This is a genomic window from Moraxella sp. CTOTU46711 (assembly GCF_031975715.1).
In the GTDB taxonomy this organism is placed as follows: domain Bacteria; phylum Pseudomonadota; class Gammaproteobacteria; order Pseudomonadales; family Moraxellaceae; genus Faucicola.
The window spans coordinates 768,904-793,940 of sequence record NZ_DALYMP010000001.1 but is presented as its reverse complement, the minus strand read 5'-3'; the positions used below and the strand labels follow the sequence as shown (position 1 = coordinate 793,940).

General features: G+C 42.5%; 20 protein-coding genes. 11 read left to right on the top strand and 9 right to left on the bottom strand.

The annotated features are described in order from the left end of the window. Position 1 precedes the first annotated feature (1 nt). The 3 genes from RTJ53_RS03430 to RTJ53_RS03420 all read right to left on the bottom strand — a co-directional run bounded on the left by RTJ53_RS03430 (position 2) and on the right by RTJ53_RS03420 (position 4,081). On the bottom strand, positions 2 to 862 hold the full coding sequence (locus RTJ53_RS03430) for a 16S rRNA (uracil(1498)-N(3))-methyltransferase (protein WP_312275839.1): 861 nt from the start codon (positions 860 to 862) through the stop codon (positions 2 to 4). A gap of 275 nt (positions 863 to 1,137) precedes the next feature. Beyond that, positions 1,138 to 2,505: an adenosylmethionine--8-amino-7-oxononanoate transaminase gene (gene bioA / locus RTJ53_RS03425; RefSeq protein ID WP_312275838.1), complete on the bottom strand. Its 1,368-nt coding sequence runs from the start codon at positions 2,503 to 2,505 to the stop codon at positions 1,138 to 1,140. A gap of 400 nt (positions 2,506 to 2,905) precedes the next feature. Beyond that, complete coding sequence (locus RTJ53_RS03420; RefSeq protein ID WP_312275837.1) at positions 2,906 to 4,081, bottom strand: helix-turn-helix domain-containing protein; 1,176 nt, start codon at positions 4,079 to 4,081, stop codon at positions 2,906 to 2,908. A gap of 197 nt (positions 4,082 to 4,278) precedes the next feature. On the opposite strand from RTJ53_RS03420, the gene exaC reads away from it, so the two are divergent. Further along, entirely contained in the window at positions 4,279 to 5,790 is a 1,512-nt protein-coding gene (gene exaC, locus RTJ53_RS03415) for an acetaldehyde dehydrogenase ExaC (protein ID WP_312113780.1), read from the top strand. Positions 5,791 to 6,055: 265 nt separating this feature from the next. Here the strand turns inward: exaC and lldD are convergent, their stop codons facing one another. The 3 genes from lldD to lldP all read right to left on the bottom strand — a co-directional run bounded on the left by lldD (position 6,056) and on the right by lldP (position 9,808). Next, positions 6,056 to 7,204, bottom strand: coding sequence for an FMN-dependent L-lactate dehydrogenase LldD (gene lldD, locus RTJ53_RS03410; RefSeq protein ID WP_138019086.1), 1,149 nt, complete (start codon positions 7,202 to 7,204; stop codon positions 6,056 to 6,058). Positions 7,205 to 7,314: 110 nt separating this feature from the next. Beyond that, on the bottom strand, positions 7,315 to 8,088 hold the full coding sequence (locus tag RTJ53_RS03405; RefSeq protein ID WP_312275836.1) for an FCD domain-containing protein: 774 nt from the start codon (positions 8,086 to 8,088) through the stop codon (positions 7,315 to 7,317). Between the two features lie 13 nt (positions 8,089 to 8,101). Further along, positions 8,102 to 9,808 (bottom strand): L-lactate permease, encoded by a 1,707-nt coding sequence (gene lldP / locus RTJ53_RS03400; RefSeq protein ID WP_312275835.1) that lies wholly within the window; start codon positions 9,806 to 9,808, stop codon positions 8,102 to 8,104. Between the two features lie 540 nt (positions 9,809 to 10,348). Between lldP and mdh the strand changes: the two genes are divergently transcribed. The 3 genes from mdh to dld all read left to right on the top strand — a co-directional run bounded on the left by mdh (position 10,349) and on the right by dld (position 13,698). Continuing rightward, positions 10,349 to 11,521, top strand: a complete 1,173-nt coding sequence (gene mdh, locus RTJ53_RS03395; protein ID WP_312275834.1) for an iron-dependent methanol dehydrogenase — start codon at positions 10,349 to 10,351, stop codon at positions 11,519 to 11,521. 131 nt (positions 11,522 to 11,652) lie between these two features. After that, positions 11,653 to 11,967, top strand: coding sequence for a hypothetical protein (locus tag RTJ53_RS03390; RefSeq protein ID WP_312275833.1), 315 nt, complete (start codon positions 11,653 to 11,655; stop codon positions 11,965 to 11,967). Between the two features lie 27 nt (positions 11,968 to 11,994). Further along, positions 11,995 to 13,698: a D-lactate dehydrogenase gene (gene dld / locus RTJ53_RS03385; RefSeq protein WP_312275832.1), complete on the top strand. Its 1,704-nt coding sequence runs from the start codon at positions 11,995 to 11,997 to the stop codon at positions 13,696 to 13,698. A 221-nt stretch (positions 13,699 to 13,919) separates the two neighbouring features. On the opposite strand, the gene metF is transcribed toward dld, so the two are convergent. Together metF and ahcY are read right to left on the bottom strand one after the other, a co-directional pair. Beyond that, the gene (metF, locus tag RTJ53_RS03380; RefSeq protein ID WP_312275928.1) at positions 13,920 to 14,762 is read right to left on the bottom strand and encodes a methylenetetrahydrofolate reductase [NAD(P)H]; all 843 of its coding nucleotides are present in this window, start codon (positions 14,760 to 14,762) and stop codon (positions 13,920 to 13,922) included. Positions 14,763 to 14,928: 166 nt separating this feature from the next. Further along, positions 14,929 to 16,317, bottom strand: coding sequence for an adenosylhomocysteinase (gene ahcY / locus RTJ53_RS03375; protein WP_312275927.1), 1,389 nt, complete (start codon positions 16,315 to 16,317; stop codon positions 14,929 to 14,931). A 477-nt stretch (positions 16,318 to 16,794) separates the two neighbouring features. Between ahcY and RTJ53_RS03370 the strand changes: the two genes are divergently transcribed. Both RTJ53_RS03370 and RTJ53_RS03365 read left to right on the top strand, forming a co-directional pair. After that, positions 16,795 to 17,604: a hypothetical protein gene (locus RTJ53_RS03370; protein WP_312275831.1), complete on the top strand. Its 810-nt coding sequence runs from the start codon at positions 16,795 to 16,797 to the stop codon at positions 17,602 to 17,604. Positions 17,605 to 17,766: 162 nt separating this feature from the next. Beyond that, positions 17,767 to 19,224: an alanine/glycine:cation symporter family protein gene (locus tag RTJ53_RS03365; RefSeq protein ID WP_312275926.1), complete on the top strand. Its 1,458-nt coding sequence runs from the start codon at positions 17,767 to 17,769 to the stop codon at positions 19,222 to 19,224. A 137-nt stretch (positions 19,225 to 19,361) separates the two neighbouring features. Here the strand turns inward: RTJ53_RS03365 and RTJ53_RS03360 are convergent, their stop codons facing one another. Then, a complete protein-coding gene (locus tag RTJ53_RS03360) occupies positions 19,362 to 19,820 on the bottom strand; it encodes an Lrp/AsnC family transcriptional regulator (protein WP_312275830.1) in 459 nt (152 codons plus the stop codon). 164 nt (positions 19,821 to 19,984) lie between these two features. Between RTJ53_RS03360 and leuA the strand changes: the two genes are divergently transcribed. From leuA to RTJ53_RS03335, 5 genes are all read left to right on the top strand, one after another. Beyond that, on the top strand, positions 19,985 to 21,715 hold the full coding sequence (gene leuA, locus RTJ53_RS03355) for a 2-isopropylmalate synthase (RefSeq protein WP_312275829.1): 1,731 nt from the start codon (positions 19,985 to 19,987) through the stop codon (positions 21,713 to 21,715). A gap of 206 nt (positions 21,716 to 21,921) precedes the next feature. Continuing rightward, positions 21,922 to 22,242: a YcgL domain-containing protein gene (locus tag RTJ53_RS03350; RefSeq protein ID WP_065263882.1), complete on the top strand. Its 321-nt coding sequence runs from the start codon at positions 21,922 to 21,924 to the stop codon at positions 22,240 to 22,242. A gap of 66 nt (positions 22,243 to 22,308) precedes the next feature. Further along, the gene (locus tag RTJ53_RS03345) at positions 22,309 to 22,764 is read left to right on the top strand and encodes a hypothetical protein (RefSeq protein WP_036601603.1); all 456 of its coding nucleotides are present in this window, start codon (positions 22,309 to 22,311) and stop codon (positions 22,762 to 22,764) included. Positions 22,765 to 22,913: 149 nt separating this feature from the next. Next, positions 22,914 to 23,816 (top strand): AAA family ATPase, encoded by a 903-nt coding sequence (locus tag RTJ53_RS03340; RefSeq protein WP_312275828.1) that lies wholly within the window; start codon positions 22,914 to 22,916, stop codon positions 23,814 to 23,816. Between the two features lie 9 nt (positions 23,817 to 23,825). Further along, the gene (locus RTJ53_RS03335; RefSeq protein WP_312275827.1) at positions 23,826 to 25,013 is read left to right on the top strand and encodes a vWA domain-containing protein; all 1,188 of its coding nucleotides are present in this window, start codon (positions 23,826 to 23,828) and stop codon (positions 25,011 to 25,013) included. Positions 25,014 to 25,037: the final 24 nt, after the last annotated feature.

The window sequence follows — 25,037 nt, the reverse complement described above, 5'->3', positions numbered from 1 at the left end:
ATTATTCCTGTGCAAGGGTCAAAGTTTGATGTAGCGTCAACAATGAAGACAATGCGACAACAGGGGCTGTCTCAGTTCGTAGCACACGCTCGCCAATTTGCCAAGGCATAAAACCTCGCTCAATAGCTTGCGTTACTTCTTGCTCTGAAAACCCACCTTCTGCCCCAATGAGTAACCAAAATTGGGCTAAAGAACACTGTCTAAAATGCTTTGTTATCTGAGATAGTGGGTTGGTATAGGGCGTGATGGGTTCAATCTCATTACGTTCAATATCGCTACGCTCAATGTCATGACAAAGTGTCGCCACGCCACTGTCATCAGCAGGAACGGCTAAAATTAATTTGGTCACGTTGGCAGAAGTGGACACGCCTGCTGGCTCATCAATCCAGTCGCTAAAAGCTTTTGGTGCCAGCAATGTTGGCACAATATTAAGCCCACATTGTTCACATGCCGATACCGCAACCTGCTGCCAGTGGGCGAGCTTTTTATCAGCTTGGTCTGCTTTTAGGCGTACTTCGCCATGTTGGCTTGTGAGCAGTTGAATCGATGACACCCCAAGCTCTGTGGCTTTTTGAATGGCATAATCCATGCGCTCGCCACGGCTCATAACCAAGGCAATGTTGACAGTAAATGGCAAAGCTCGATTGATCGGATTAAAATCGTTAATGGTAACGAGTGCTTGTTTTTTAGTGATATCCGTTAAAGTGACGGTATATTCACCACCTTGACCATCAAAAAACAACGCTTGTTCGCCGATACTTGCTCTTAACACTTTACACCAATGATGAAAAATCTCTTCGGTCAAAGGCACAGTGCTGCCAACTTGTAGCGAATTTAGTTGGTTATAAAAAAATCTACGCATAAATCATCTAGGTCAGTTTCACGATTAAGTTAAGCTAAGTTGGTTAAAATACCTACAAAAGTTAAATATTTTTTTGACGATAATCTCATGGATTATACGTTAAATATTAGCAATGTAGGCATAAGCTGTGAATTCTAATACAATTTTTTAGAATACTGTAAGAATTGAACGTTTGTAACAATTCCTAGCTTTTGACGATGGATGATAATAACAAACATTTATTTACAATTAATTGGTTAATTAGTCAGTAAATTTCATGAAGCCTTAGCAAAGGCTTAAGGCAAATCAATGGCCTGAGACGAGCCTTTAGGTATTTTTGGGAGATTGTCACAAAGCTTTTGCAAACAATGATTTAATATGCCAAAAATGTGCCCAAGCTCTGCCGGGGTGGTGCAATAAGGCGGAATAAGATAAACATGGTTGCCAATCGGGCGAATCATCACGCCTTGTTCAAGGCATAAATTGGCAAAAGCTTTGCCCAAATTTTGAGAAAAATCCAAGGTAAAAGCTGCAATCATGCCGGTTTGACGTACAAACTTTATGGGTAAATTAGCGTCAGCTAATTGCTGCAAGCCATGCGCCATCGCTTGGATAAGGGATTGGTTGTGTAGCAAGACATTATCGCGTTCAAACAGTTCAAGCGACGCCAAAGCCGCGCTACAAGCCAATGGGTTGCCAGTAAAACTATGCGAATGTAGAAACCCTTTTTCCACTTTGTCATCATAAAAAGCTTGATAAACATCATCGGTTGTCATGACGCAAGACATTGGCAAATAGCCTGCCGTTAGACCTTTTGACAGACAGATAAAGTTAGGGCAATAATCGTCTTGTTTATCCGCATCTGCCAAGGCTAGCATTTGCTCTACCGCAAACATAGTACCTGTACGACCAAAACCCACGGCAATCTCATCATATATCACGTGGATGTGATAATGGTGCGCAAGTTTGGCAACGCCAAGCAAATAATTAGCAGAATACATCGCCATGCCAGCCGCCCCTTGTACCAAAGGTTCAAGGATAATCGCACAGATATCGCGGGATTTTTCTGCCAAGATGCGTTCTAGTGCATCCAAGCTTTTTTGCTCATGCAGCTGCGCTGCGATAGCGTCAGTATTGAAAATATGCGCGGGAGAAGGAATACGAATTTGACTGACAATCAAATCTTTGTATTGCTCACTAAACAACGGGATATCTGTCACCGCAAGGCTGCCAACGGTTTCACCGTGATAACCGTGTTCCAATGAGATAAATTTGGTTTTTTGCGTTTGCCCTGATTGCTGCCAGTACTGCAAACTCATCTTAAGCGCGACTTCCACCGCCCCTGAGCCACTGTCGGCAAAAAAAGCTTTGGTTAGTGATTTGGGCGTGATGGCAACCAATTTTTCTGCAAGCGTCAAAATCGGCGGGTGAGTGACACTAGCGATTAAAGTATGCTCAAGCGTATCGAGCTGCTGTTTTATTTTTTCGTTGATAAAGGGATGGCAATGTCCATGTAAATTGACCCACCATGAGCTAATCATATCGTAATAGGCGTTACCGTCCTGATCATATAATTGATTGCCTTGAGCTTTGACGAGGTGGAGTGGAGGATTGTTTTCAAGGGCTTGCATCTGTGTGCAAGGAAGCCATAACGCGTTATTCATAAGGGTCTCAAAATTTTTTGTCACATTGTAGCACTTTTGACCCAAGAAAAAACGCTTGAAATCGCAAGTCTTCTAATGCTATGAGTGATAATGATAATAATAATACGAACGATAATTATCACAGAATTTACGTACTATAAATTTTCGATAAAAAATACAAAAGCATTACCACCCAAAAGTGCATAGAGGCATCATCTATTTTTATTTTGACAGATCGATGGTATTGCACAGCAATGCTTGCACAGACAGCGCTAGACAGGGTAGTAAGGGCGGGAAGTCAATAACACATACAACCAACGGTTTGGTGGGGTCTCACCCATATCGAAAAAGCCTTGCAACGGCTTTTTCAACGGAAAATTTATGATTAGAGGGAAATTAATGGTGAAGCAAAAATGGATAGTTACCTATTAGACAGTACCTCTAAATGTTGGTGAATCGAGAGGTTATCTGGCATTAATTCAATCAACCTTTCTATCGCGTCGCTAGCATCGGGGCAATTTGACAAATGCATGAGTAATAAGTCAACCTGATCTGAATGATAAATGGCTTGGCTTAAGCGAGCTTCTAAACAGGTGCGCCAAGTGCATAAAAAAGGGCTTTCAGTTTTGCTAAAAAATATACCAGTATACAATTTGATGGCGGCTTCTAAATAACCTGCATTTAATGATTGTTCAACCCGTAAAAAATCACCATCAATAGGCATTAATAGGCGGTACGGACGAGAACCCAATAAACCAGTAAGTGTATCACGTAACTGCGACATTTCAGTCTTTAGCGTACCTTGTGACACTTTACGCTCACCATAGATCGCTTGGTGTAAGGCATCTAAGCTCAGACCTTGGGGACAAAGTGCTAACACTGTCAATATCTCGACTTGCCGAGGGGTCAGCCGCAAGGTTTTGCCATTGAATATAACGCTGGGTTCATTAAATCCTTGAATATACAGATAGTGTCTTTGGCACTCATTCAAAGCGGATTGTAAAATACTGGCACAGCGTTCAGCAGCAAATATGCCAAAATTATTGTGATTCTGCCAAGTGGTCGATAAATCCAGTACGCCAATGACCTGTTTGGTATGCGGTTCAATAATAGGCGTGGCGTAACAGACCCATTCATGAACCGAAGGCATATAATGTTCATTAGAAAAAACACAAGTTGATTGCTGCGTTTTTAGTGATAAAGCAAGCGCATTTGTGCCAACTTGGCTTTCCCCCCAGCATCCGCCTTCGATGAAGTTAACCGCTTCTGCCGCTTTTTGCATAGACTTGCTGGCAGTCGTCCAGATAATCGTACTACCGATATCAGCCACAGCCATCACCATGGAGGATTGCAACGTGATATGTTGTAATTGATTTTGACAGTAGTCTAAGGCTTTTTTTAGATAATACGATTGATCGCTTTTGGTGGCGTTAATGGGTGCTTGTTGGCGCTCAGTTGGAATGTTAGCACTGTCTGAGCGATGCCATGACTGAACAATACTTTGTTGGATAAGGTCTGCATTATTATCAGTAAAGGTAATGTTAAAACGCCTCTTATCAATCCGATGCCTTAGCTCTAACAGTCTATTTTTATTCATATTTTAAAATATCCTAATTCACTAACCAATCCTTGGTTTTTTAAAATAAGCTATCCTAAATAGTATAGTGTCCATCCCTTATTGTAAAGGATAATTAAACACCTACCTTTTACCTACCGTTTCTGTAATAATATGAATTTGTAAACCCCAACTGCACGAAGCAGTTTATCTACCAACTGACAAAAGGAAATGTCATTATGCGTTATGCTGACCCTAATACTGACGGTGCTAAAATCAATTTTAAAGAAAAGTATGACAACTTTATTGGCGGCCAATGGGTTGCGCCGGTTAAAGGTGAGTACTTTGATAACATCTCACCCGTCAACGGCAAGCCCTTCGCCAAAGTCGCCAAATCAAGTCCAGAAGACATTGAACTTGCACTTGATGCCGCCCATGCCGCTAAAACTAAGTGGAATGCGGCTTCACCCACAGAGCGCTCTAATCTATTATTAAAAATAGCCGATCGCCTTGAGCAAAATATTGAGTTATTAGCGGTCGCTGAAACATGGGAAAACGGTAAACCCATCCGTGAAACCTTGGCTGCGGATATACCACTTGCCATTGACCATTTTCGCTACTTTGCGGGCGCAATACGCGCGCAAGAAGGCGGTGTTTCACCGATTGATGATGACACTGTCGCTTATCACTTTCATGAACCTTTAGGTGTGGTTGGACAAATCATTCCTTGGAACTTTCCAATTTTAATGGCTACTTGGAAAATAGCGCCTGCACTAGCCGCGGGTAACTGCATCGTCTTAAAACCCGCCGAACAGACGCCTGTAAGCTTATTGGTGCTTGTTGAATTGATTCAAGATTTGCTACCAGCCGGTATTTTAAATATCGTGAATGGGTATGGCGAAGAGGTGGGTAGTCATTTAGCTAGAAGCCCACGTATCTCAAAAATTGCCTTTACTGGCTCAACCCCTGTCGGTCAGCTTATTATGAAGTATGCGACAGAGAATATTATTCCAGTTACTTTAGAACTAGGCGGTAAATCACCCAATATCTTCTTTGCCGATGTCATGGATAAAGAAGATGATTACCTAGAAAAAGCGCTTGAAGGTTTTACTATGTTTGCGCTCAATCAAGGTGAAATATGTACCTGTCCTTCGAGAGCCTTAGTGCATGAAAGTATCGCCGATGCCTTTTTGGCGAAAGCCGTAGAACGGGTAAAACGTATTAAGACAGGTCATCCATTGGATACGGAAACGATGATTGGTGCGCAAGCCTCTCAGGAACAACAAGACAAAATCTTAGGCTGTATTGCTACAGGTAAACAAGAAGGCGCCGAGCTTTTAACCGGTGGTAATGCAAGACATGAGGTGGGTGAAGGTTATTATATCGAGCCGACGATTTTTAAGGGCAATAATGATATGAAAATCTTCCAAGAAGAGATTTTTGGCCCAGTATTGTCTGTGACAACCTTCAAAGACTTTGACGATGCCATGCGTATTGCCAATGATACTATGTTTGGGCTAGGTGCTGGCGTGTGGGCACGTAGTGGCAATACTGCGTACCGTGCGGGGCGTGGCATTGAAGCTGGGCGAGTATGGACAAACTGTTACCACATTTATCCAGCCCATGCTGCATTTGGTGGTTACAAAAAATCAGGCATCGGGCGTGAAAACCACAAAATGATGCTAGAGCATTACCAAAATACCAAAAATTTACTGGTCAGCTATTCTGAAAAACCGATGGGCTTCTTCTAGAATTTGATATGTCATAAGCAACAAAAACCGCTCTCAGAGAGCGGTTTTTTTATCGAAAATAAAAAATATCAATATTAAATTCATTTACACTTGCACAATCAACCACTCACAATAAGCGATTATTACGCCATGAAGTTTATAAATTTAGTGCACTTAGTGGCGTACTTAGTTTAAAAAACTTGTAGTTTAGCCATAAAATCTTAGCATTTACCAGAATAAAGAAATATCATAGAGACGCTAAGGTTGACTAGTCACTGTCAGTCTATCAAGTCAAAGTACTAAAATCTACTAAACAGTCTCGATTGATATCTTGAATTCGGTTTGCACTGGTCAATGTCATTGCCACGCGCATTTCTTTGTCTATCAAGTTGAGTAAATTGGTCACTCCAGCCTCACCATCGGCGGCTAACGCATAGATAAATGCACGTCCTAACATACATAAATCTGCCCCCAATGCCAGCATTCTCACCACGTCTAAGCCATTACGGATACCCGAATCGACCAAGATTTTGATATCACCTTTAACAGCATCGGCAATTTTGGGTAGGGCAGTGGCGGTTGACATCACCCCATCAAGCTGACGCCCACCATGATTGGAAACCACGATACCATCAGCGCCAAAACGTACCGCATCTTTGGCGTCTTGTGGGTCAAGAATACCTTTGATGACCATAGCGCCATCCCAAAAATCACGAATCCATTCTAAGTCTTTCCAAGAAATCGAGGGATCAAAGTTATTACCGAGCCAACCGATATAATCTTCCAAGCCGATTGCTTTACCAAGATATTTAGAAACATTACCCAAGTCATGGGGTCTACCCAGTAATCCCACGTTCATTGCCCAGTGCGGATGGGTGCACGCTTGTAGATAGCGACGCATCGCGGCATTGGGCCCACTCATGCCCGAGTGCGCATCGCGATATCTCGCCCCTGGGACAGGCATATCGACGGTAAACACCAGCGTTGAGCAGCCTGCCGCTTTGGCACGCTCTAGCACATTTTGCATAAACTTACGGTCACGCAACACATACAGCTGAAACCACATAGGGCGATTGATTTTTGGGGTGACTTCTTCGATAGGGCAGACTGATACCGTTGACATGGTAAATGGAATGCCTTTTTTGTCGGCAGCCATGGCTGCTTGGACTTCACCACGGCGAGCATACATCCCTGTCAAACCCACTGGAGAAAGTGCCACAGGTAATGACAGCTGCTCACCAAAAATCTCGGTGGATAAATCAAGCTGCGTCATGTCTTTGAGTACCCGCTGACGTAAGGCAATACTTGATAAGTCTTCAACATTACGTTTTAGGGTGTATTCTGCATACGCGCCACCATCAATGTAGTGGAATAAAAAGGGGGGTAAACGACGGCGCGCCGCTTCTCGGTAATCATTGGCAGAAGAAATAATCATAATATCCCTATCTTAACTATGTTATTAATGGTAGAAATAGCCACTGGCACTCAAAACTGTTTACACTAAAATACGTTTATAAAATGCGCCTGCATTAACAGGCATCTGTATTAAAAAACATCAGTGGCTAACCGGGAAACTCGCTGTCTGCGAGCCGTTGCCTCATCAATTTTGGCAACCTGTTTTATCACAAACTCAATATGCTCACCCACGGCTTTGCGAGCTAATTCACTATCACGCGCGATAATCGCATTCATCATTGCCATGTGCTGCGTATGTAAGGTTTCAAAGCCATAATGCTCGGTGTAAATTTTGCGCCTAGCTAATACCACGTTATGTCGCATTAGATGAAAAACATTTTTCATCATCTGCAACAATACCGCATTTTGGGAGGCTTCAGCAATCGCTAAATGAAAATTGGCATCGGCAATAGCGGCTTGTTCGGTGTCGCCATGCGCCTGACTGTTTGCTAACTGCTCGTAGTAAAAGCGGATTTTTTCAATGTCTTGTTTTGTAGCTCTTTGGGCAGCGTACCAGGCTGTACCGCCTTCTAGTACAATTCTTGCTTCTTGCACATCAAGTCGATACAGGGGATCAGCATCCAATAGCGGGGTTAGTGTCTGTAATATCAGATTATCAGACAGCGCCACAAGGGGTTGGTTCTGTTTGGTTTTTTGCACATCTTTGACAAACGTTCCCGACCCAATACGACTTTCGGTAATACCGACACTATTCATCTGCTGTATGGCTTCACGCAGTGCGGTACGAGATACGCCTAATCGCTCACACAAATGGCGCTCGGCAGGCAATCTATCGCCATTTTTTAGCCCTTCACGGTCTATTAGCGAAATTAATTGTTCAATAACCTGCGTTGCAACCTTCATACCTTACCCATCATTATCCGTGTGGAATCATCCAAGGCACGACATACGCTTGTAGCGTAATGAGCGCGCCCATCATAATAGTAAAAATAATACTATGTTTGACGGTAAATCTAAACAAATCTGACTCTTTACCCACCAAGCCTGTGGCGGCACAGGCAATGGCAATGGATTGCGGGGAAATCATTTTACCAGTCACACCACCCGAGGTATTCGCTGCCACTAACAACACCTCAGGCACACCAATTTGCTGAGCGGTAGTGGCTTGAAGGGCGGCAAATAACGCATTGGCTGAAGTGTCTGAGCCTGTCAAAAATACCCCTAACCAACCCAAAAATGGTGAAAAGAAGGTAAAGGCTTTGCCCGTGTGTGCCAATGCTAACGCTAATGTAGCAGATAACCCCGAATAATTGGCGATAAACGCAAACGCCAACACCATACCAATGGAATAAATGGGCGTGCGTAGTTCTTTAACGGTCTCGCCAAACGTCGATAACGCTTCTTTAGGACGCATTTTTAGCATCACGATGGAGATAATCGCCGCGAGCACGATAGCAGTACCCGTTGCCGAGAACCAATCAAATTTATAAATGGCCGCATAGTCGGTAATTTTGGTGACGACTGGGGGCAATTTTTGTACTGCATTGTGCAAATACGGCACATTGATACTCATCACCATATCGACCAACGCCCCATCAGGATGACCATCTTTGCCTTTGACAAACAAATCTTTAAACGGCTTAATACTCCACAACGACACCATTGCCGTCAAAATGGCAAACGGCATCCAAGCTTTGATGATTTGAGCGGGTGAGTAATGGGTGGTTGGCAACGGTGCTGATACGCTTGTGTTATCACCCATCTGATTTTTGCCATCGACTTGATTTTCAAAACGGAACACATGCTTGGGCTGCCACACTTTAAATAGCAACGTCAAACTGACTAACGAGGCGATAGCAGCGGTAATATCAGGCAACTCAGGTCCAATGTAGTTTGAGGTCAAAAACTGCGCAATAGCAAATGACCCACCACCGACCACAATCGCTGGGAAGGTTTCACGAACCCCTCGCCACCCGTCCATAATTGCCATAATCCACACTAACACAATGGGCACAATAAAAGGCAACTGACGTCCGACCATTTGGCTGATGGCATGGGTTTCTACCCCAGATACTTGTCCTGCCACGATGATAGGAATCCCCATCGCACCAAAGGCAACAGGAGCCGTATTGACGATGAGGCAAAGTCCAGCCGCATACAAAGGCTTAAACCCTAATCCCACCAATAACGCTGCCGTGATAGCTACGGGTGCACCAAAACCTGCTGCGCCTTCCAAAAAAGTACCAAAAGCAAACCCGACCAGTAACATCTGTAACCGTTGGTCTTGGGTGAGCGATAAAATACTGGAGCGAATAATATCAAATTGCCCTGTTTTTACCGTGACTTTGTATAAAAATACTGCACCGATAATAATCCAGGCGATGGGCCAAAGCCCGTAGAAGAATCCATAAATAGCTGATGATAACGCTAATGTCACCGGCATTTGATATAAAAATAGGGCAACAAGCAGCGCCAAAATAACGGTAATGGTGCCTGCGACACTACCTTTTAAACGAAATACCGCCAAGGCTAGAAAAAAGAAGATAATTGGGATGAGGGCAATGGCACTTGAAAGCCAAATATTGCCCATGGGATCATAAATCTGTTGCCAATGTTGCATCATTTCCTCCATGAAATAATTGGTATTACCAAAATAGTCTGAGTATCAATAATTGGTTAAATAATAAAGAATATTACGCTTTAATTCAATTAAATTTCAAAAAAACAGCGATAATTATAAGGTTTTTTGTAAATTGGTAATACCAATATTGATGGTAATATGAATCCTTGTGTAAACGGGTACAAAAAAAGCTTGGTATTGAAGTGAGCAGCGGCTCAAGACTTTTGCTGTCAAGGTGTGATGAAAGCTACCCAGTATTTTGCTGTATATTTGACAGCATAAGTCATGAGGGACTTAGCACAAGTAGCGTGCTTTATTTTTTCAAAAAACATCAACTAGAATAACTTTTTGACTAAGGTAGGTTAATAGTAGGTAGAGCGCATTGGATGACTGAACTAAAATCAAGTCATAGTGATTTTATAAGAATATATTTTATAAAAATATATTAGTACATCTTATCTAGTTGTAATGATGACAAAAAACTAGGCTTACGAATAAAATTACTATAGACCCCTAACATAAAAGATTAAAAGGAATTTAATCATGGCTTATAAGCAAATCTCCGATCAAACCAGTGGCTTTTTTATTCCCTGCGTATCATTATTTGGACCTGGCTGTGTCAAAGAAGTAGGCTCAAAAGCCAAAGATCTAGGTACTAAAAAGGCGCTTATTGTAACTGACCAAGGGCTGAACAAAGCAGGTGTTCCAGACATTATCATTAAACATTTAAGCGAACAAGGTATTGATAGCTACGTATTTGCAGGCGCAGAGCCAAATCCAACTGACAAAAATGTCCACGATGGCGTCACAGCGTATCAGGATAACGGCTGTGATTTTATCATCTCATTGGGTGGTGGTTCGTCACATGACTGTGCAAAAGGGATTGGTCTAGTGACCGCAGGCGGTGGTCATATCCGTGACTATGAAGGCATTGATAAAAGTAAAGTGCCAATGACGCCATTGATTGCTATCAATACCACGGCAGGCACGGCATCAGAGATGACACGTTTTTGTATTATCACCAATACCGATACCCACGTCAAAATGGCGATTGTAGATTGGCGTTGTACCCCACTCATTGCTATTGATGACCCTCGACTGATGACTGCTAAACCCGCATCTTTAACTGCGGCAACAGGTATGGATGCGTTAACCCATGCGGTAGAGGCGTATGTATCGACTGCTGCAAATCCGATTACAGATGCTTGTGCTGAAAAAGCCATTCGAATGATTCAACAGTGGCTGCGTCAAGCTGTAGCGAATGGCGAAAACATTGAAGCGCGTGAGGCTATGAGCTATGCTCAATACTTAGCAGGCATGGCGTTTAATAATGCCTCGCTAGGTTATGTACATGCCATGGCGCATCAGCTAGGTGGATTCTACAATCTGCCGCACGGTGTCTGTAATGCGATTTTGTTACCGCACGTCTGTGAATTTAACCTGATTTCAACACCTGAGCGTTATGCAGATATTGCACAATTTATGGGCATCGACATCAAAGACATGACTCGAGCAGAAGCAGGTAAAGCAGGCATCAATGCAATTCGTGAGCTATCCCAATCGGTAGGTATTCCTACAGGACTCACTGAGCTTGGTGTTAAACAAGAAGACCTTGCCATCATGGCAACCAATGCCCAAAACGATGCTTGTATGCTCACCAACCCACGCAAGGCAAATCATGAACAGGTCGTAGCAATCTTCGCAGCTGCCATGTAAATGTAACATCAAACTAAAACATACTCACAGCAGTAAAAAAGGGGACTTTAATAGTCTCCTTTTACATTGAGCGCTGATACAAAGCTCATAAATTTTTGCGTAAATTCATTAAAATATAGTAGCATAAAGGGATGAAACAAAAACTCATCACTCGCTTAGACCACTGCCAATACTTACGGGTAACCCAAGTAAACTACCCACCTAGGCAATATGCCAAGCCTCATCTAGCACAAAATCTGGTAGCAAAAAATCTCCTAATAAAAAATCTAATACCACAAATCAGTGATAACCGCATCTATAATCGAGCCACCGATGGTAAACGCACACTTGACCATTTTAACGCCATGCCCAGCCATACTATCGAACACAATCCTATCTTTGATAAAACCAGACCGGTTCAACTATCAACAAGTCAATACAATACAATCGTCAATAAAACCTCATGAACCATTTAATCAATAAGGATATTTATCATGTTAAAACAGTATAAGCCGACACTCGATAAGTTAACGAAGATCGTAGGGAAGTCTTATGTACTCATCGATGAACAAGATACCCGTCATTATCGACAAGGCATACGTTTTGGTGAGGGAAAAGTGTTGGCTGTGGTATGTCCAGGTACTTTACTTGAACAATGGCAGGCACTACAAACAATTATTGAGGCAGATTGTGTGGTAATTATGCAAGCTGCCAATACAGGACTGACAGGCGGCTCTACACCTTATGGGGATGACTACGATCGTCCAGTCATCATTATGAGTACTCGGCGCCTACAAGGTATCCAAGTGATTTTAGATGGCAAACAAGTCGTGTGTTTACCAGGCGCAACTTTGGATAATCTTGAGCGTACTTTAAAGCCTTATAATCGTGAACCGCATTCTGTGATTGGGTCATCATGTATTGGCGCTTCAGTTCTAGGTGGGGTGTGCAACAACTCAGGGGGCGCGCTGGTACGTCGTGGACCTGCTTATACTGAAATGGCGTTGTATGCCCGTGTCAATGAATCGGGTGAGTTAGAATTGATTAATCATTTAGGTATTGATTTAGGCAACACGGCCGAAGAAATACTCACCAGACTGCAAACACAAGACTATGAAACCGGTCAGATAACCACGCAAACCACTCAGCTGGCATCAGACAATCGTTACGCGCATGACGTTAAACAAGTCGATGCAGACAGTCCTGCTAGATTTAATGCAGATCCGACACGATTATATGAAGCATCGGGTTCAGCGGGTAAAGTCTGTGTGTTTGCAGTGCGACTCGACACCTTTGAAAAAGTTGAAAGTAAGGTTTTTTATATCGGCTCAAATGACCATGATGACTTAACGGCGATACGTCGTTATTTGCTGACCTCACTACCAAGCTTGCCGATTGCTGGGGAATATATTCATCGTGATGCCTTTAGTATTGGTGCAAAGTATGGCAAAGACACTTTCTTGTTTATTGAACGTTTTGGCACGGTTAATATACCCAGAGCATTAGCCCTCAAAGATCGCATTGACGGGTGGTTGGAGAAAATAAAAATACGGGGTCTGACTGATCAAATTTTACAAGCTATCACCTTTTTCTTACCCAGTCATTTACCGCAGCGCATGCTAGCGTTTCATCAGCGTTTTGAGCATCATTTGATTCTACGAGTGGATGAGCAAAGCGCAGAACAGACACAGCAGTTTTTAAATGAGTATTTTGCCGTTCATTATACTGGCTCGTATTTTGCCTGTACGGAGGAAGAAGGTCGCAAAGCTTTCTTACACCGTTTTGCTGTTGCCGGGGCGGCGATACGATATCGTGATACCCATCGAGCAGAGGTTGAGGATATTGTGGCATTAGATATTGCGTTACGACGTAACGATAGAGAATGGGTAGAAAAAATCCCCGCAGATCTCGAACAACATATGTTACATAAATTATATTATGGGCACTTTTTTTGTCATGTATTTCACCAAGATTACATTGTCAAAAAAGGCACTAATCCACTGGATATTGAACATCAGATGTGGCAGCTGCTAGACGAGCGTAGGGCAGAATATCCCGCAGAACACAATGTAGGTCATTTATATGTTGCTAAGCCAGCATTGGCCAGTTTTTATCGAAAGCTAGATCCTACCAACACCTTTAATGTGGGGATTGGTCACACTTCAAAGTTAAAATATTGGCGCAAACCTAACGTATGACGACATTTAACTAGGTAAGCATCCGACCATCAGGGCAATCGCACTATCGCACTATAAAATTTTATCAAACAGTAGCTGCTCAAGATAAACTGTTCCAGATAAAGTTTTTAAGATAAGCATTATTTTGCGATGCCCCGATTTTACGATGTTGAACAGACAGTTTAACATCGCCATTATCATTTTTTGTTTACTGTCAGATAGTGCGTAAGTTCTATACGCACTTAAACCAATCCGAGCGCTTCAATCAATTGTTTATTTGGGTTGACTTGGTTCATGCTGTAAAAATGCATTGACGGTACGCCTTCGGCAATCAAACGCTCACATAGATTGACCACCACTTCAAACCCAAATTGACGAATGGCTTTTTTGTCATCGCCATAATCGGCAAGCTGTTTACGGATAAAACGTGGAATATCTGCCCCACATCCATCGGCAAACCGAATCAAATTTGACGCATTGGTGATTGGCATAATGCCTGCGATGATCGGGAACTCATCTTGTGTCACCCCTTTTTTGGCAAGAGCATCACGCAGATATAGATAGCTGTCAGCGTTGTAGAAAAACTGGGTAATCGCTTCAGTCGCGCCTGCGTGGTATTTATTCAGTAAGTTTTGGATATCGGCATCAAAGCTTTTGGCTTGCGGGTGCATTTCTGGATAAGCAGCGACTTTGATACGAAAATAATCACCGCTATGCTCACGTATGTATTTAACCAAATCGACAGCAAACGGCAGCTCGCCAAGACCCACCATACCCGATGGCAAATCACCGCGCAGCGCCACCAAACGATTAATACCTAACGATTTATAATAATCCAATAACTCGCCAATTTTGGCTTTATCATCGCCAATACAGGATAAATGCGGGGTGATAGGCGTGTCACTTTCTTCACTCAGTGCCTTAACGATACCTAAGGTGCGCTCACGGGTTGACCCACCTGCGCCATAAGTGACGCTAAAATATTGAGGTTTTAAAGCATTTAATTCATCAAAGGTTGTCAATAATTTGGTTTGACCGTCATCGGTCTTGGTGGGGAAAAACTCAAAAGAAAATGGCGTTGTCATGGTGGTCATGAAAGTATCCAAAATGATAAAAAATACCACCATTATAACGGGTATAACAGTAAAAAAATTGAATTTTTTGGCATAAATATTGAGTTAAACTGCATAAAAAAGTCATGCTCATTGGCATGACTTTGATTGAACCTTTAACAAATAGTATTTTTAGCTATTAGTATTTATAGCTATCAGGTTTGAACGGACCTTCAACTGGCACACCGATATAATCGGCTTGTTGCTGCGTCAATTTAGTCAGTACCCCATTAAAACCCGCGACCATCGCCGCTGCCACTTCTTCATCGAGTTTTTTTGGCAACACTTTGACATATAGATTGTCCGCTTTTTTGTCCGCAGGCAAATCGGCAAATTTTTCTTTGAATAAGTGCATTTGCGCCAATACTTGGTTAGCAAAAGAGCCATCCATAATACGTGATGGGTGACCTGTGGCATTGCCCAAATTGACCAAACGACCTTCCGACAATAAAAGCAAGTAATCGTTTTCATCGTCTGATCGATAAACTTGGTGTACTTGAGGCTTTACTTCCACCCATTTCCAGTTGTCACGCATAAACTGGGTATCAATCTCAGTATCAAAGTGACCAATATTACAAACCACTGCGGTGGCTTTTAAGGCTTTTAACATATCGCTATTACAGACATGGTAATTACCAGTGGTAGTGACCACTAAGTCAGTATCTTGCATAAGAGTGTTGTTGACACCTTTGGCAGGGTCACCTTCCACAAATGGCGAGACCAATTCATAGCCATCCATACAAGCTTGCATACCACAAATCGGATCGGCTTCCGTTACTCGTACTATCATACCTTCTTGACGTAGGCTTTGAGCAGAACCTTTACCCACATCGCCATAACCGACAACAAGCGCACGACGACCTGCTAAAAGCATATCGGTACCACGTTTGATGGCATCGTTTAGGCTATGACGACAGCCATATTTGTTGTCATTTTTTGATTTGGTCACTGCGTCATTGACATTAATGGCGGGTACTTTTAACGTGCCTGCATTGAGCATTTCAATTAGACGATGTACCCCTGTTGTTGTCTCTTCTGAGATACCGTGAATGTTGTCGAGCATTTGCGGGTAGTCGTTATGAATCAGCGCCGTCAAGTCACCGCCATCATCTAAAATAATATTGGCATCCCACAGCTTGCCCGTGGCTTCACCGCCTTCAAAAATCTGCTGGCGAAGACACCATTCGTATTCTTCCTCAGTTTCGCCTTTCCAAGCAAACACAGGAATACCGGCTGCTGCGATGGCGGCAGCGGCATGGTCTTGGGTTGAAAAAATATTACAAGAAGTCCAGCGTACTTCAGCACCCAGCGCCACGAGCGTTTCAATGAGTACAGCAGTTTGGATGGTCATGTGGATACAGCCCACAATCTTGGCGCCTTTTAAAGGCTGCTCGGCTTGGTAGCGTTGGCGTAGACCCATCAAAGCAGGCATTTCAGTTTCAGCCAGTTTGATTTCTTTGCGACCATAGTCGGCAAGGCTCATATCGGCAACTTTATAATCAGAAAAATTTGAATCGGTAGAATTGATAGACAGGGACACTGCGTCCACTCCTTAATAACCAGTAAAAAAAGTTAAAGTAAAAACGCAGATGCCGTTATTTATTTTGTATTTATTTTGGTTAAAATACAAAAAACGAGCCTAGCGCAGGCAAGCATAGATAAATTAAGCGAACCTTAAGCTGCAGCATCTCTCGATAGGCGTATTGTAAAAAAAATTAACATAAAAGTCATTCTCTTAATTGCAACATCAACTTAAGTCTTTTAAAAAAGCAACATTTTTGATAAAATATTACACTTCATCCTATGTAATTACATAAACATATAGAAAAGTTATACAAAATTAAAAGACATTGCTGAAAAATTACGTTTTAATATACCTAAGAGAAACGTAACAAAATATGTCAACTAATTTACTTTTTCTTTATATGTCATTCATCGCTTGAAAGTCTTTTAGATTTTTAAGAGAAATGGTAAATTTACCTTATCCTGTCCTTAGGAGATTTATATGAAAGTTTTGAAATTAGCTGCTATTCCTGCTGCTTTAATCGCAACTTCTGCTTTTGCTGAAACTGTAGTTGTTGATCAACAAGTTGTTGCAGAGCCTGTTGCCGTGTCTACTACCACTTACGATCCAAACGCAGGTGTAGTAAAAAACACAACAACTCAATTGGTTTCTGGTACTAGAACGTTTTTTGATACCGTAACACATCCTGCTGCTATCAGTGCCGAAGTAGGTACCTTAGGTTATGGTGCTAATATTGGTTGGGCTTTAAATGATAAAACTGAACTTGTAGCTGGTTGGGCTGGCGGTGATATTGGTGATTTAAAAGACACCATCGAAATTGAAGATGTTGAATATGACTTAGAAACAGATTCAAGCAATCCGTATATTGGTGTGAATTTACGTCCAGCTGGAAATTGGTTTACTGTTGGTGTTGGTACCATTTTTGGTGACAATGAAATCACCTTGAAAAAACAAGCGACTGAAACCAAACCAGTTAAAATCAATGGTAACTCTTACTATGGTAACATTGAAGCGTCAGCTGAAAACAAAAACACCATGAACCCATACTTAACTATTGGTTTCCGTCCTAATATCACTAACAACTTTGGTGTATTTGGTGAAATCGGTGCGGCTTATACTGGTGGCTTAAAAGTTACTGATGCTAACACACGAGTTCTAGATGCCAATGGTGAAGAAATTACAAAATTTGACAATAATCGTTTAAAATCTGACTTACAAGATGATTTGGATGATTCAAATTACTCAAAATGGTATCCAATCGCTAAAATCGGTGCAACTTACCGTTTCTAATTTGTTAGCGTAAGCTTTAGAAAAACGACACTTTTGGTGTCGTTTTTTTTTGCTGAATCATTGCCAAAAGTTTGCTTTATTGATACTATCCGCTATCAATTTTTGAGGCGAGATTTGTTGATGTATAACAAAGATTTAGCTTGCTTGGCGCAAGCAAGCGTGATGGATAGCATTCATTGTAGTGTCAATCTTGTTAGTTCACCCATGTGGGATTGGTTGGTGTGGATTTTGATTTGTATTGGTGTGTTCTTTACCGTCATGACAGGGTTTGTTCAATTTCGTTTATTTGGACATAGTGTCAAGAATTTGCTGGCTAGTCGAAGCACCGAACATCACGAGCATAGTGAGAGTATCTCATCGTTTCAAGCGTTTATGACAGGACTGGCGAGTCGTGTCGGTACGGGGAATATCGCAGGGGTTGCTATTGCCGTGAGTGTTGGCGGACCGGGTGCGGTATTTTGGATGTGGTTTATTGCCTTGATTGGGATGGCATCGGCGTTTGCTGAGTCGTCATTGGCACAATTATTTAAAGTGCGAGATGCCAATGGGCATTTTCGGGGTGGACCTGCTTACTATATCCGTCAGGGTTTAGGGCAAGGTTGGCTAGGTGTGGCTTTTGCAGTGAGTCTGATTTTGTGTTTTGGCTTGGTATATAATGCCATTCAAGCCAATACCATCGCCCAAGCCGTACAATCAGCCGTCGGTTGTACGGGCGATAATACCTGTGCTTCATGGGGAACGGGTAAACATGTGGTAGCGCTATTGTTGGTTATTATTTCTGCACCGATTATCTTTGGTGGGATAAAACGCGTTGCCACCATTTCAGAAATGCTAGTACCTGTGATGGCGGGGGTGTATCTGCTAATGGCGTTGTATATTATTGTGACCAATATCACCATGATTCCGCAGGTCTTTAATTTGATTCTGACCGATGCCTTTACTTTTAATGCGGCAGCGGGTGGGGCGTTAGGCGGTTTGGTATCGCAATCGATGATGCTTGGGATTAAGCGGGGTTTGTATTCTAACGAAGCAGGTCAAGGCTCTGCCCCCAATGCCGCTGCTGCTGCGGATGTACCTCACCCCGCCACACAAGGGCTTATTCAAAGTTTGGGCGTTTTTGTGGATACCATTATTGTCTGCTCTTGTACTGCGTTTATTATTTTATTGTCAAAATTACCCACCGCTGATTTGACAGGGATTCAATTGACCCAAGCTGCATTAGAAAGTCATGTGGGTTCATGGGCACAAATTTTCCTAGCGGTAGTGCTGTTTATGTTCGCTTTTTCGAGTATTATTGGCAACTACGCCTACGCTGAAACCAATGTGCAATATCTTAAGAATCATCCAATGATTTTAAATATATTTCGTATGTTAGTGCTCGCCTTTGTGTATTTTGGTTCTGTGGCTGAAGTGCCTATGGTGTGGGATATGGGGGATTTGATGATGGCGATTATGGCGTACATTAATCTTGTCAGTATCGTTCTGTTGTCAAAATATGTGTTTATTTTGGCAAAAGATTATTCCGCTCAAATCAAATTAGGTGTTAAGCATCCTGTTTTTAACATCAATAAATACCCCGCCATGAAAGCCAAAATCACATCGGGAATTTGGGAAAAATAACCATTAGACAATAAAAAAAGCCGTTGGTTATCAATGGCTTTTTTATTGTTTGGCTCGGTATCATAAGTGATACCAACAAATAATGCGTTTCTTTATAGGTTTTTAAAACAGGGTTTAAAACAGGCCTTAGTACCCAATTAGATGATGGATTTTTCAAACACTTGCCGTAATTCAAAACTGGTATGCACTTGTGCGATACCTTCGATACGGTTTAGACGATGCAATAAAAATTCTTCATAATGCGCCATATCTTTGACCAAAGCTTTGATAAGATAGTCTTCGCTGCGCCCTGTCACAATACTACAGCTGACCACTTCAGGAAATTCTCGTAGTTTTTTTTCAAAATTTCTAAAGTGTTCTGCCGTATGTTTATCCATGCTAATGGCAATATAGACTGACAGTTGATAACCTAATTTTATAGGGTCGGTGGTGACACTATAACCCGTGATAACACCTGAATCCTCTAATTGTTTGACTCTGCGCGCACAGGGGGTAGGACTTAAGTTTACGCTTTCTGCCAATTCAAGGTTACTTATGCGCGCATTTTCTCGTAATAGCGCTAAAATTTGTCTGTCTATTTTATCTAATGAAGCCATGGTAAATTCTCAAATTTAGTGGTTTTGGCTACATAATATGATTATATTAGCCATAAATATCAAATTCTATATATTTTATAGCAAAATTTGGTTACTTCAACTACAAAAAAATGGGTATAATTTCATCATAAAATTTTAAGCACAATTAAATGTGGAGAATTAGCATGTCAATACAACCCAAAAACGCGGCTTTTAATCATAAAAAATACCAACCCTTTGCGTTTGCACCAAAGATGACCCAGCGTACTTGGCCCGATAAAACGATCACCAAAGCGCCCATATGGACGTCGGTGGATTTGCGAGATGGTAACCAAGCCTTGATTGAGCCGATGAGCATTGAACAAAAAATGCGCTTCTTTGACTTGTTGGTGCAAGTGGGTTTTAAAGAAATTGAGATTGGTTTCCCCTCAGCGGCGCAAGTTGAGTATGACTTTACCCGCAAATTAATCGAAGGCGGACACGTACCCGACGATGTGACCTTGCAAGTATTGGTGCAGGCACGCGAACATTTGATTCGCCGTACCTTTGAGTCGTTGAAGGGTGCCAAACGTGCCATCGTCCACGTGTATAACTCAACCTCAAAAGTGCAGCGCGAAAAAGTGTATCAAAAAGATTATGATGACATCATTGCGATTGCGGTTGAGGGCGCGACATTGTTGCGTGAGTTGGCGAAAGAATACCCTGAAACCGAATGGATTTTTGAATATTCTCCTGAGAGTTTCTCACAAACCGAGGTCGATTTTTCGGTCAAAATCTGTGATGAGGTGTGTAAAGTTTGGCGCCCGGACTTAGGTCAGAAAGTAATCTTTAACTTGCCATCAACAGTAGAGAGCTCAACGCCTAATATTTATGCCGATCAGATTGAATATTTTTGCCAAAACTTACCCATGCGTGAGCATGTGATTGTGAGCCTTCACACCCACAATGACCGTGGCTGTGCTGTGGCTGCTAGTGAGTTGGGTTTGATGGCAGGGGCTGACCGGATTGAAGGCACGCTTTTTGGCAATGGCGAGCGCACAGGCAACATGGACATCATGGTTATGGCGATGAATATGTACAGCCAAGGCGTAGACCCACAGCTTGATTTTAGTAACATGAGCGAAATCGCCCAAGTGGTAAGTGAGTGCAATCAGTTACCGATTCATCCACGCCATCCTTATGTGGGCGAATTGGTATTTACCGCTTTTAGTGGCTCGCACCAAGATGCCATTAAAAAATCGCTAGATTATAACGAGAAAAATGCCGAAACCACCCAAGGCTTATGGGATGTGGCGTACTTGCCGATTGACCCTGCTCATATTGGACGCGGCTATCAGGATGTCGTGCGTATCAATAGCCAGTCAGGGAAAGGCGGTGTTGCTTATATCTTGCAACGTGACTTTGGTTTTGATTTGCCGCGATGGACGCAAATTGACTTTAGCCGTGTCATTCAGCAAGAAGCCGAAAATCGCCAGACAGAGTTGACCTCAGATGATGTTATTAGCGTGTTTGAAAACACCTATTTAAACCAATCTACTTTGGCGTTGCAAGATTATGAAATCAAAAACACGGCTGGCTCAGTAAGCTTTACAGGCTCTGTGCGCATGGGGGATGATATCATAGACGTCGTCGGTAATGGTAATGGTCCGTTGTCTGCCTTTATCAATGCCATCTCTGCCAAATTGAACAAAAATATTCACGTTATCAACTATGCAGAGCATGCGTTAACGGTGGAAAGTCAAAGCCCGCTTACCCAAAACAACAGTGATGCCAATGCCGTTGCTTACTTACAGTTAAATATTGAAGGTGAGATTTATTCAGGTATCGGCACTTGCTCAAGCACCGTATCAGCGATGTTAAAAGCCGCCTTGTCTGCGTTGGCACAAGCGCAGATTGCCGATACTGAGCATCATTAATTAGCTTTTATAAATAGCAAATTTATCAGTAGCTTTTATCACCAAAAGAGCAATTGCCCTAGTTGCTCTTTTTTTATGACCTAAGATGTAACATGCCCAAGCTAATGGTAAAAGCGACTGATAGCAAAACGGGTACAATTCCAGACATACTATTTTATGGTATGATAGAGGCACTTTAAATTTTACAGTAAGAATAGAGTTGTATGATGCATTGCGATATTTATAAATTTAGCAAAAAAGATGACCTGTATGTGTACATTGCTCGCCCAGATTATCCCAATGACACGGACGAGATTCGTGACTGGTTGTCAGTGTTGCCCAAGGATTTTCGTCAAGCGATTGGGCGCGAAACCTTTGTGATGCATTTGGATTTGGCGAATACGCCAAAACTTGCACGGGTCAATAAAGCAGAAGTGTTAGAAAAACTGCAAAGCCAAGGGTATTTTGTGCAAATGCCGCCTGAAGATGTGTTGTTACGCCAAGCAAAATTGAATATGGCAGAAGCACAGCAGAACAAGTGGCAGTAGCAAAATTTTAACCAAATGATTTGAATCATGCTAAAATAATCTATCTATTTTTGGCAAGGCAAAATTATGTTTGCATTTTTATCACTCGACCAAATCGGTAATGTGCTAGGCGAAATCATCATTTGGTGGGCGCAGCTGGTTCAAGGTGTGCCGCCAGACAAATTACCCTTATATGCCTATGTGGGATTTTCAATTGTCGTATTACTGCTTTGGATTTTAGTGGTACGGATTTTGCCAAAAACGCTTGCAGGTTTAAGTTGGATTATTCTATTTGCGATTTTGCTCACGCCAACCACTTCCCTTGGCACCCCGCCTGACATCGCACCAGCGAGTATTTCAGTGGTTTATGGGATTTTGCTCAAAGATCCAGCAATTATCTTTAATGGGTTGCTACCAATTATGGTTGTGATTACAGTGGGCTGTATCTTGGGTTTTATTTGGCAAATTCTTCGAATGGGCATTGATAAAACCAACAAAAAACATGCGCTAAATAACGCCAATATCAGTCAGCCTAGCCGCTAAGTTATGATGGTCATAAGCCAACAAGCTGTTACGGCTTAACTTTTTATAGCTTAATCTTTTACAGCTTAACCTTTTACTTATAGCTTAACTTTCCCTAAAACTTATGATAGTCTGAAACCCATTTTTGACGATTATCATAGGTTTTTTTTATGTCTGACCATCAGCCAAATGCTGCCATCCAAAATAGCGTGACCCAAAGCAGTTTTAAAAGCACGGATAGTTATATCGCCACTGACAACCTAAAGCTTGCCGTCAACGCTGCGATTCGATTGCAAAAACCGTTACTAATCAAAGGGGAACCTGGCACGGGTAAAACGCTACTGGCTGAAGAAGTGGCAAAAAGTTTAGGTATGCCACTGTTAACTTGGCACATCAAATCAACCACCAAAGCCGAACAAGGCTTGTATGAGTATGATGCAGTATCACGACTGCGCGATAGTCAATTGGGCGATGACCGCGTGTATGATATTGCCAACTACATCAAGGCGGGCAAGCTATGGCAAGCATTTACCAGTCCTGAGCGTGTGGTACTGCTCATTGATGAGATTGATAAAGCGGATATTGAGTTCCCCAACGACTTGCTGCATGAGCTCGATAAAATGTCGTTTTATGTGTATGAAACTGGCGAAACGATTACCGCCGATCATCGTCCCGTTGTCATTATCACGTCAAACAATGAAAAAGAACTGCCTGATGCCTTCTTGCGTCGTTGCTTTTTTCATTATATTGATTTTCCTGACCAAGCAACCATGCGCGAAATTGTGGATGTGCATTTCCCCAATCTACAGGCAGACTTGGTGGATGAAGCGCTCAAGGTATTCTACGGTCTGCGTGAAGTCAAAGGCTTAAAAAAACCGCCATCCACCTCTGAATTGGTAGATTGGATTAGTTTGCTGATGGCCGATGATTTGCAAGCGGGCAGTCAAAATGCGATTGAGCGGTTGAAAAACCCAAGCGATAATTTACCGCCCATGGCGGGGGCGTTGCTCAAAAATGAAAATGACTTGAGTTTACTTGAACGTATGGGCTTTATGCTGCGTCGTAGTCGATAGGGGATTGGTGTGTTTATCAATCTTTTTTATACCTTACGTACTTACGGCGTGCCAGTTTCCACCCGTGAATTGCTAGATCTTTATGCTTTGCTAGAAACAGGCATTGTGTTTGCCGACCGTGAGCAATTCTACGAGCTGATTCGTCTGTGTATGGTCAAAGACGAAAAATACTTTGACAAATTTGACCGTGCGATGGCGGATTATTTTGAAGGTATTGATACACTCGATATTGACGAGCTGATGGCAAAATTGGGTAGTATCCCCAAAGAATGGCTCGAACTCAAACTTGACCCTAACAATCTTACGGAAGCCGAGCGGCGCCTACTCAAAAAATATGGTTCGCTTGAAGCACTCATGCAAGCCCTAGAGGAACGCCTAAAAGAACAAAAAGAGCGACACCAAGGCGGTAACAAATGGGTTGGTACAGGCGGCTCATCGCCATTTGGCGCGTATGGTGACCATCCTGAAGGCGTACGAGTAGGCGGCGAAAGCCGAAAACGTAGTGCCGTTAAAGTCTGGGAAGAACGGCGCTATCAAGATTTGGACACCGATAACCAGCTAGAAACCCGCTCCATGCAGATGGCACTGCGAAAACTGCGTAAATTCGCCCGTGATGGGGCGGCTGATGAGCTGGATATTGGCTCAACCATCAAGAAAACCGCGCAAAAAGGGATGCTCGATGTGCAACTGCGTCCCGAACGCCGTAATCGTGTCAAAGTGCTCATGCTATTTGATATTGGTGGTAGCATGGATAGCTATATCGAAGCGTGTGAGCGCTTATTTGCTGCCGCTAAAAACGAGTTTAAGACGCTTGAGTTTTTTTATTTTCATAACTGCGTGTATGAGTATGTTTGGACAGAAAATGCCCGCCGTAATGCCAGTGCCGTGCCCACATTGGATGTGCTACACAAATACGGCAGTGATTATCGGGTGATTTTTGTCGGTGATGCGGCAATGTCGCCTTATGAGTTATTATCTGTCGGCGGCAGCGTTGAGTATATGAGCCAAGATACGGGGCAGGCGTGGCTAAGACGTATAACTGGTCACTTTGACAAAGTCGCATGGCTCAACCCTGAGACACCAAGCTACTGGCAATACACCCAGACCATCGGCTTAATCAAAGATATCATGCAAGGTCATATGTACCCGATGACCTTGCATGGTATTGAAGATATGACCAAGTATTTGGCGCGGTAGTATTGTTAAGGCAATTAAAAAAGC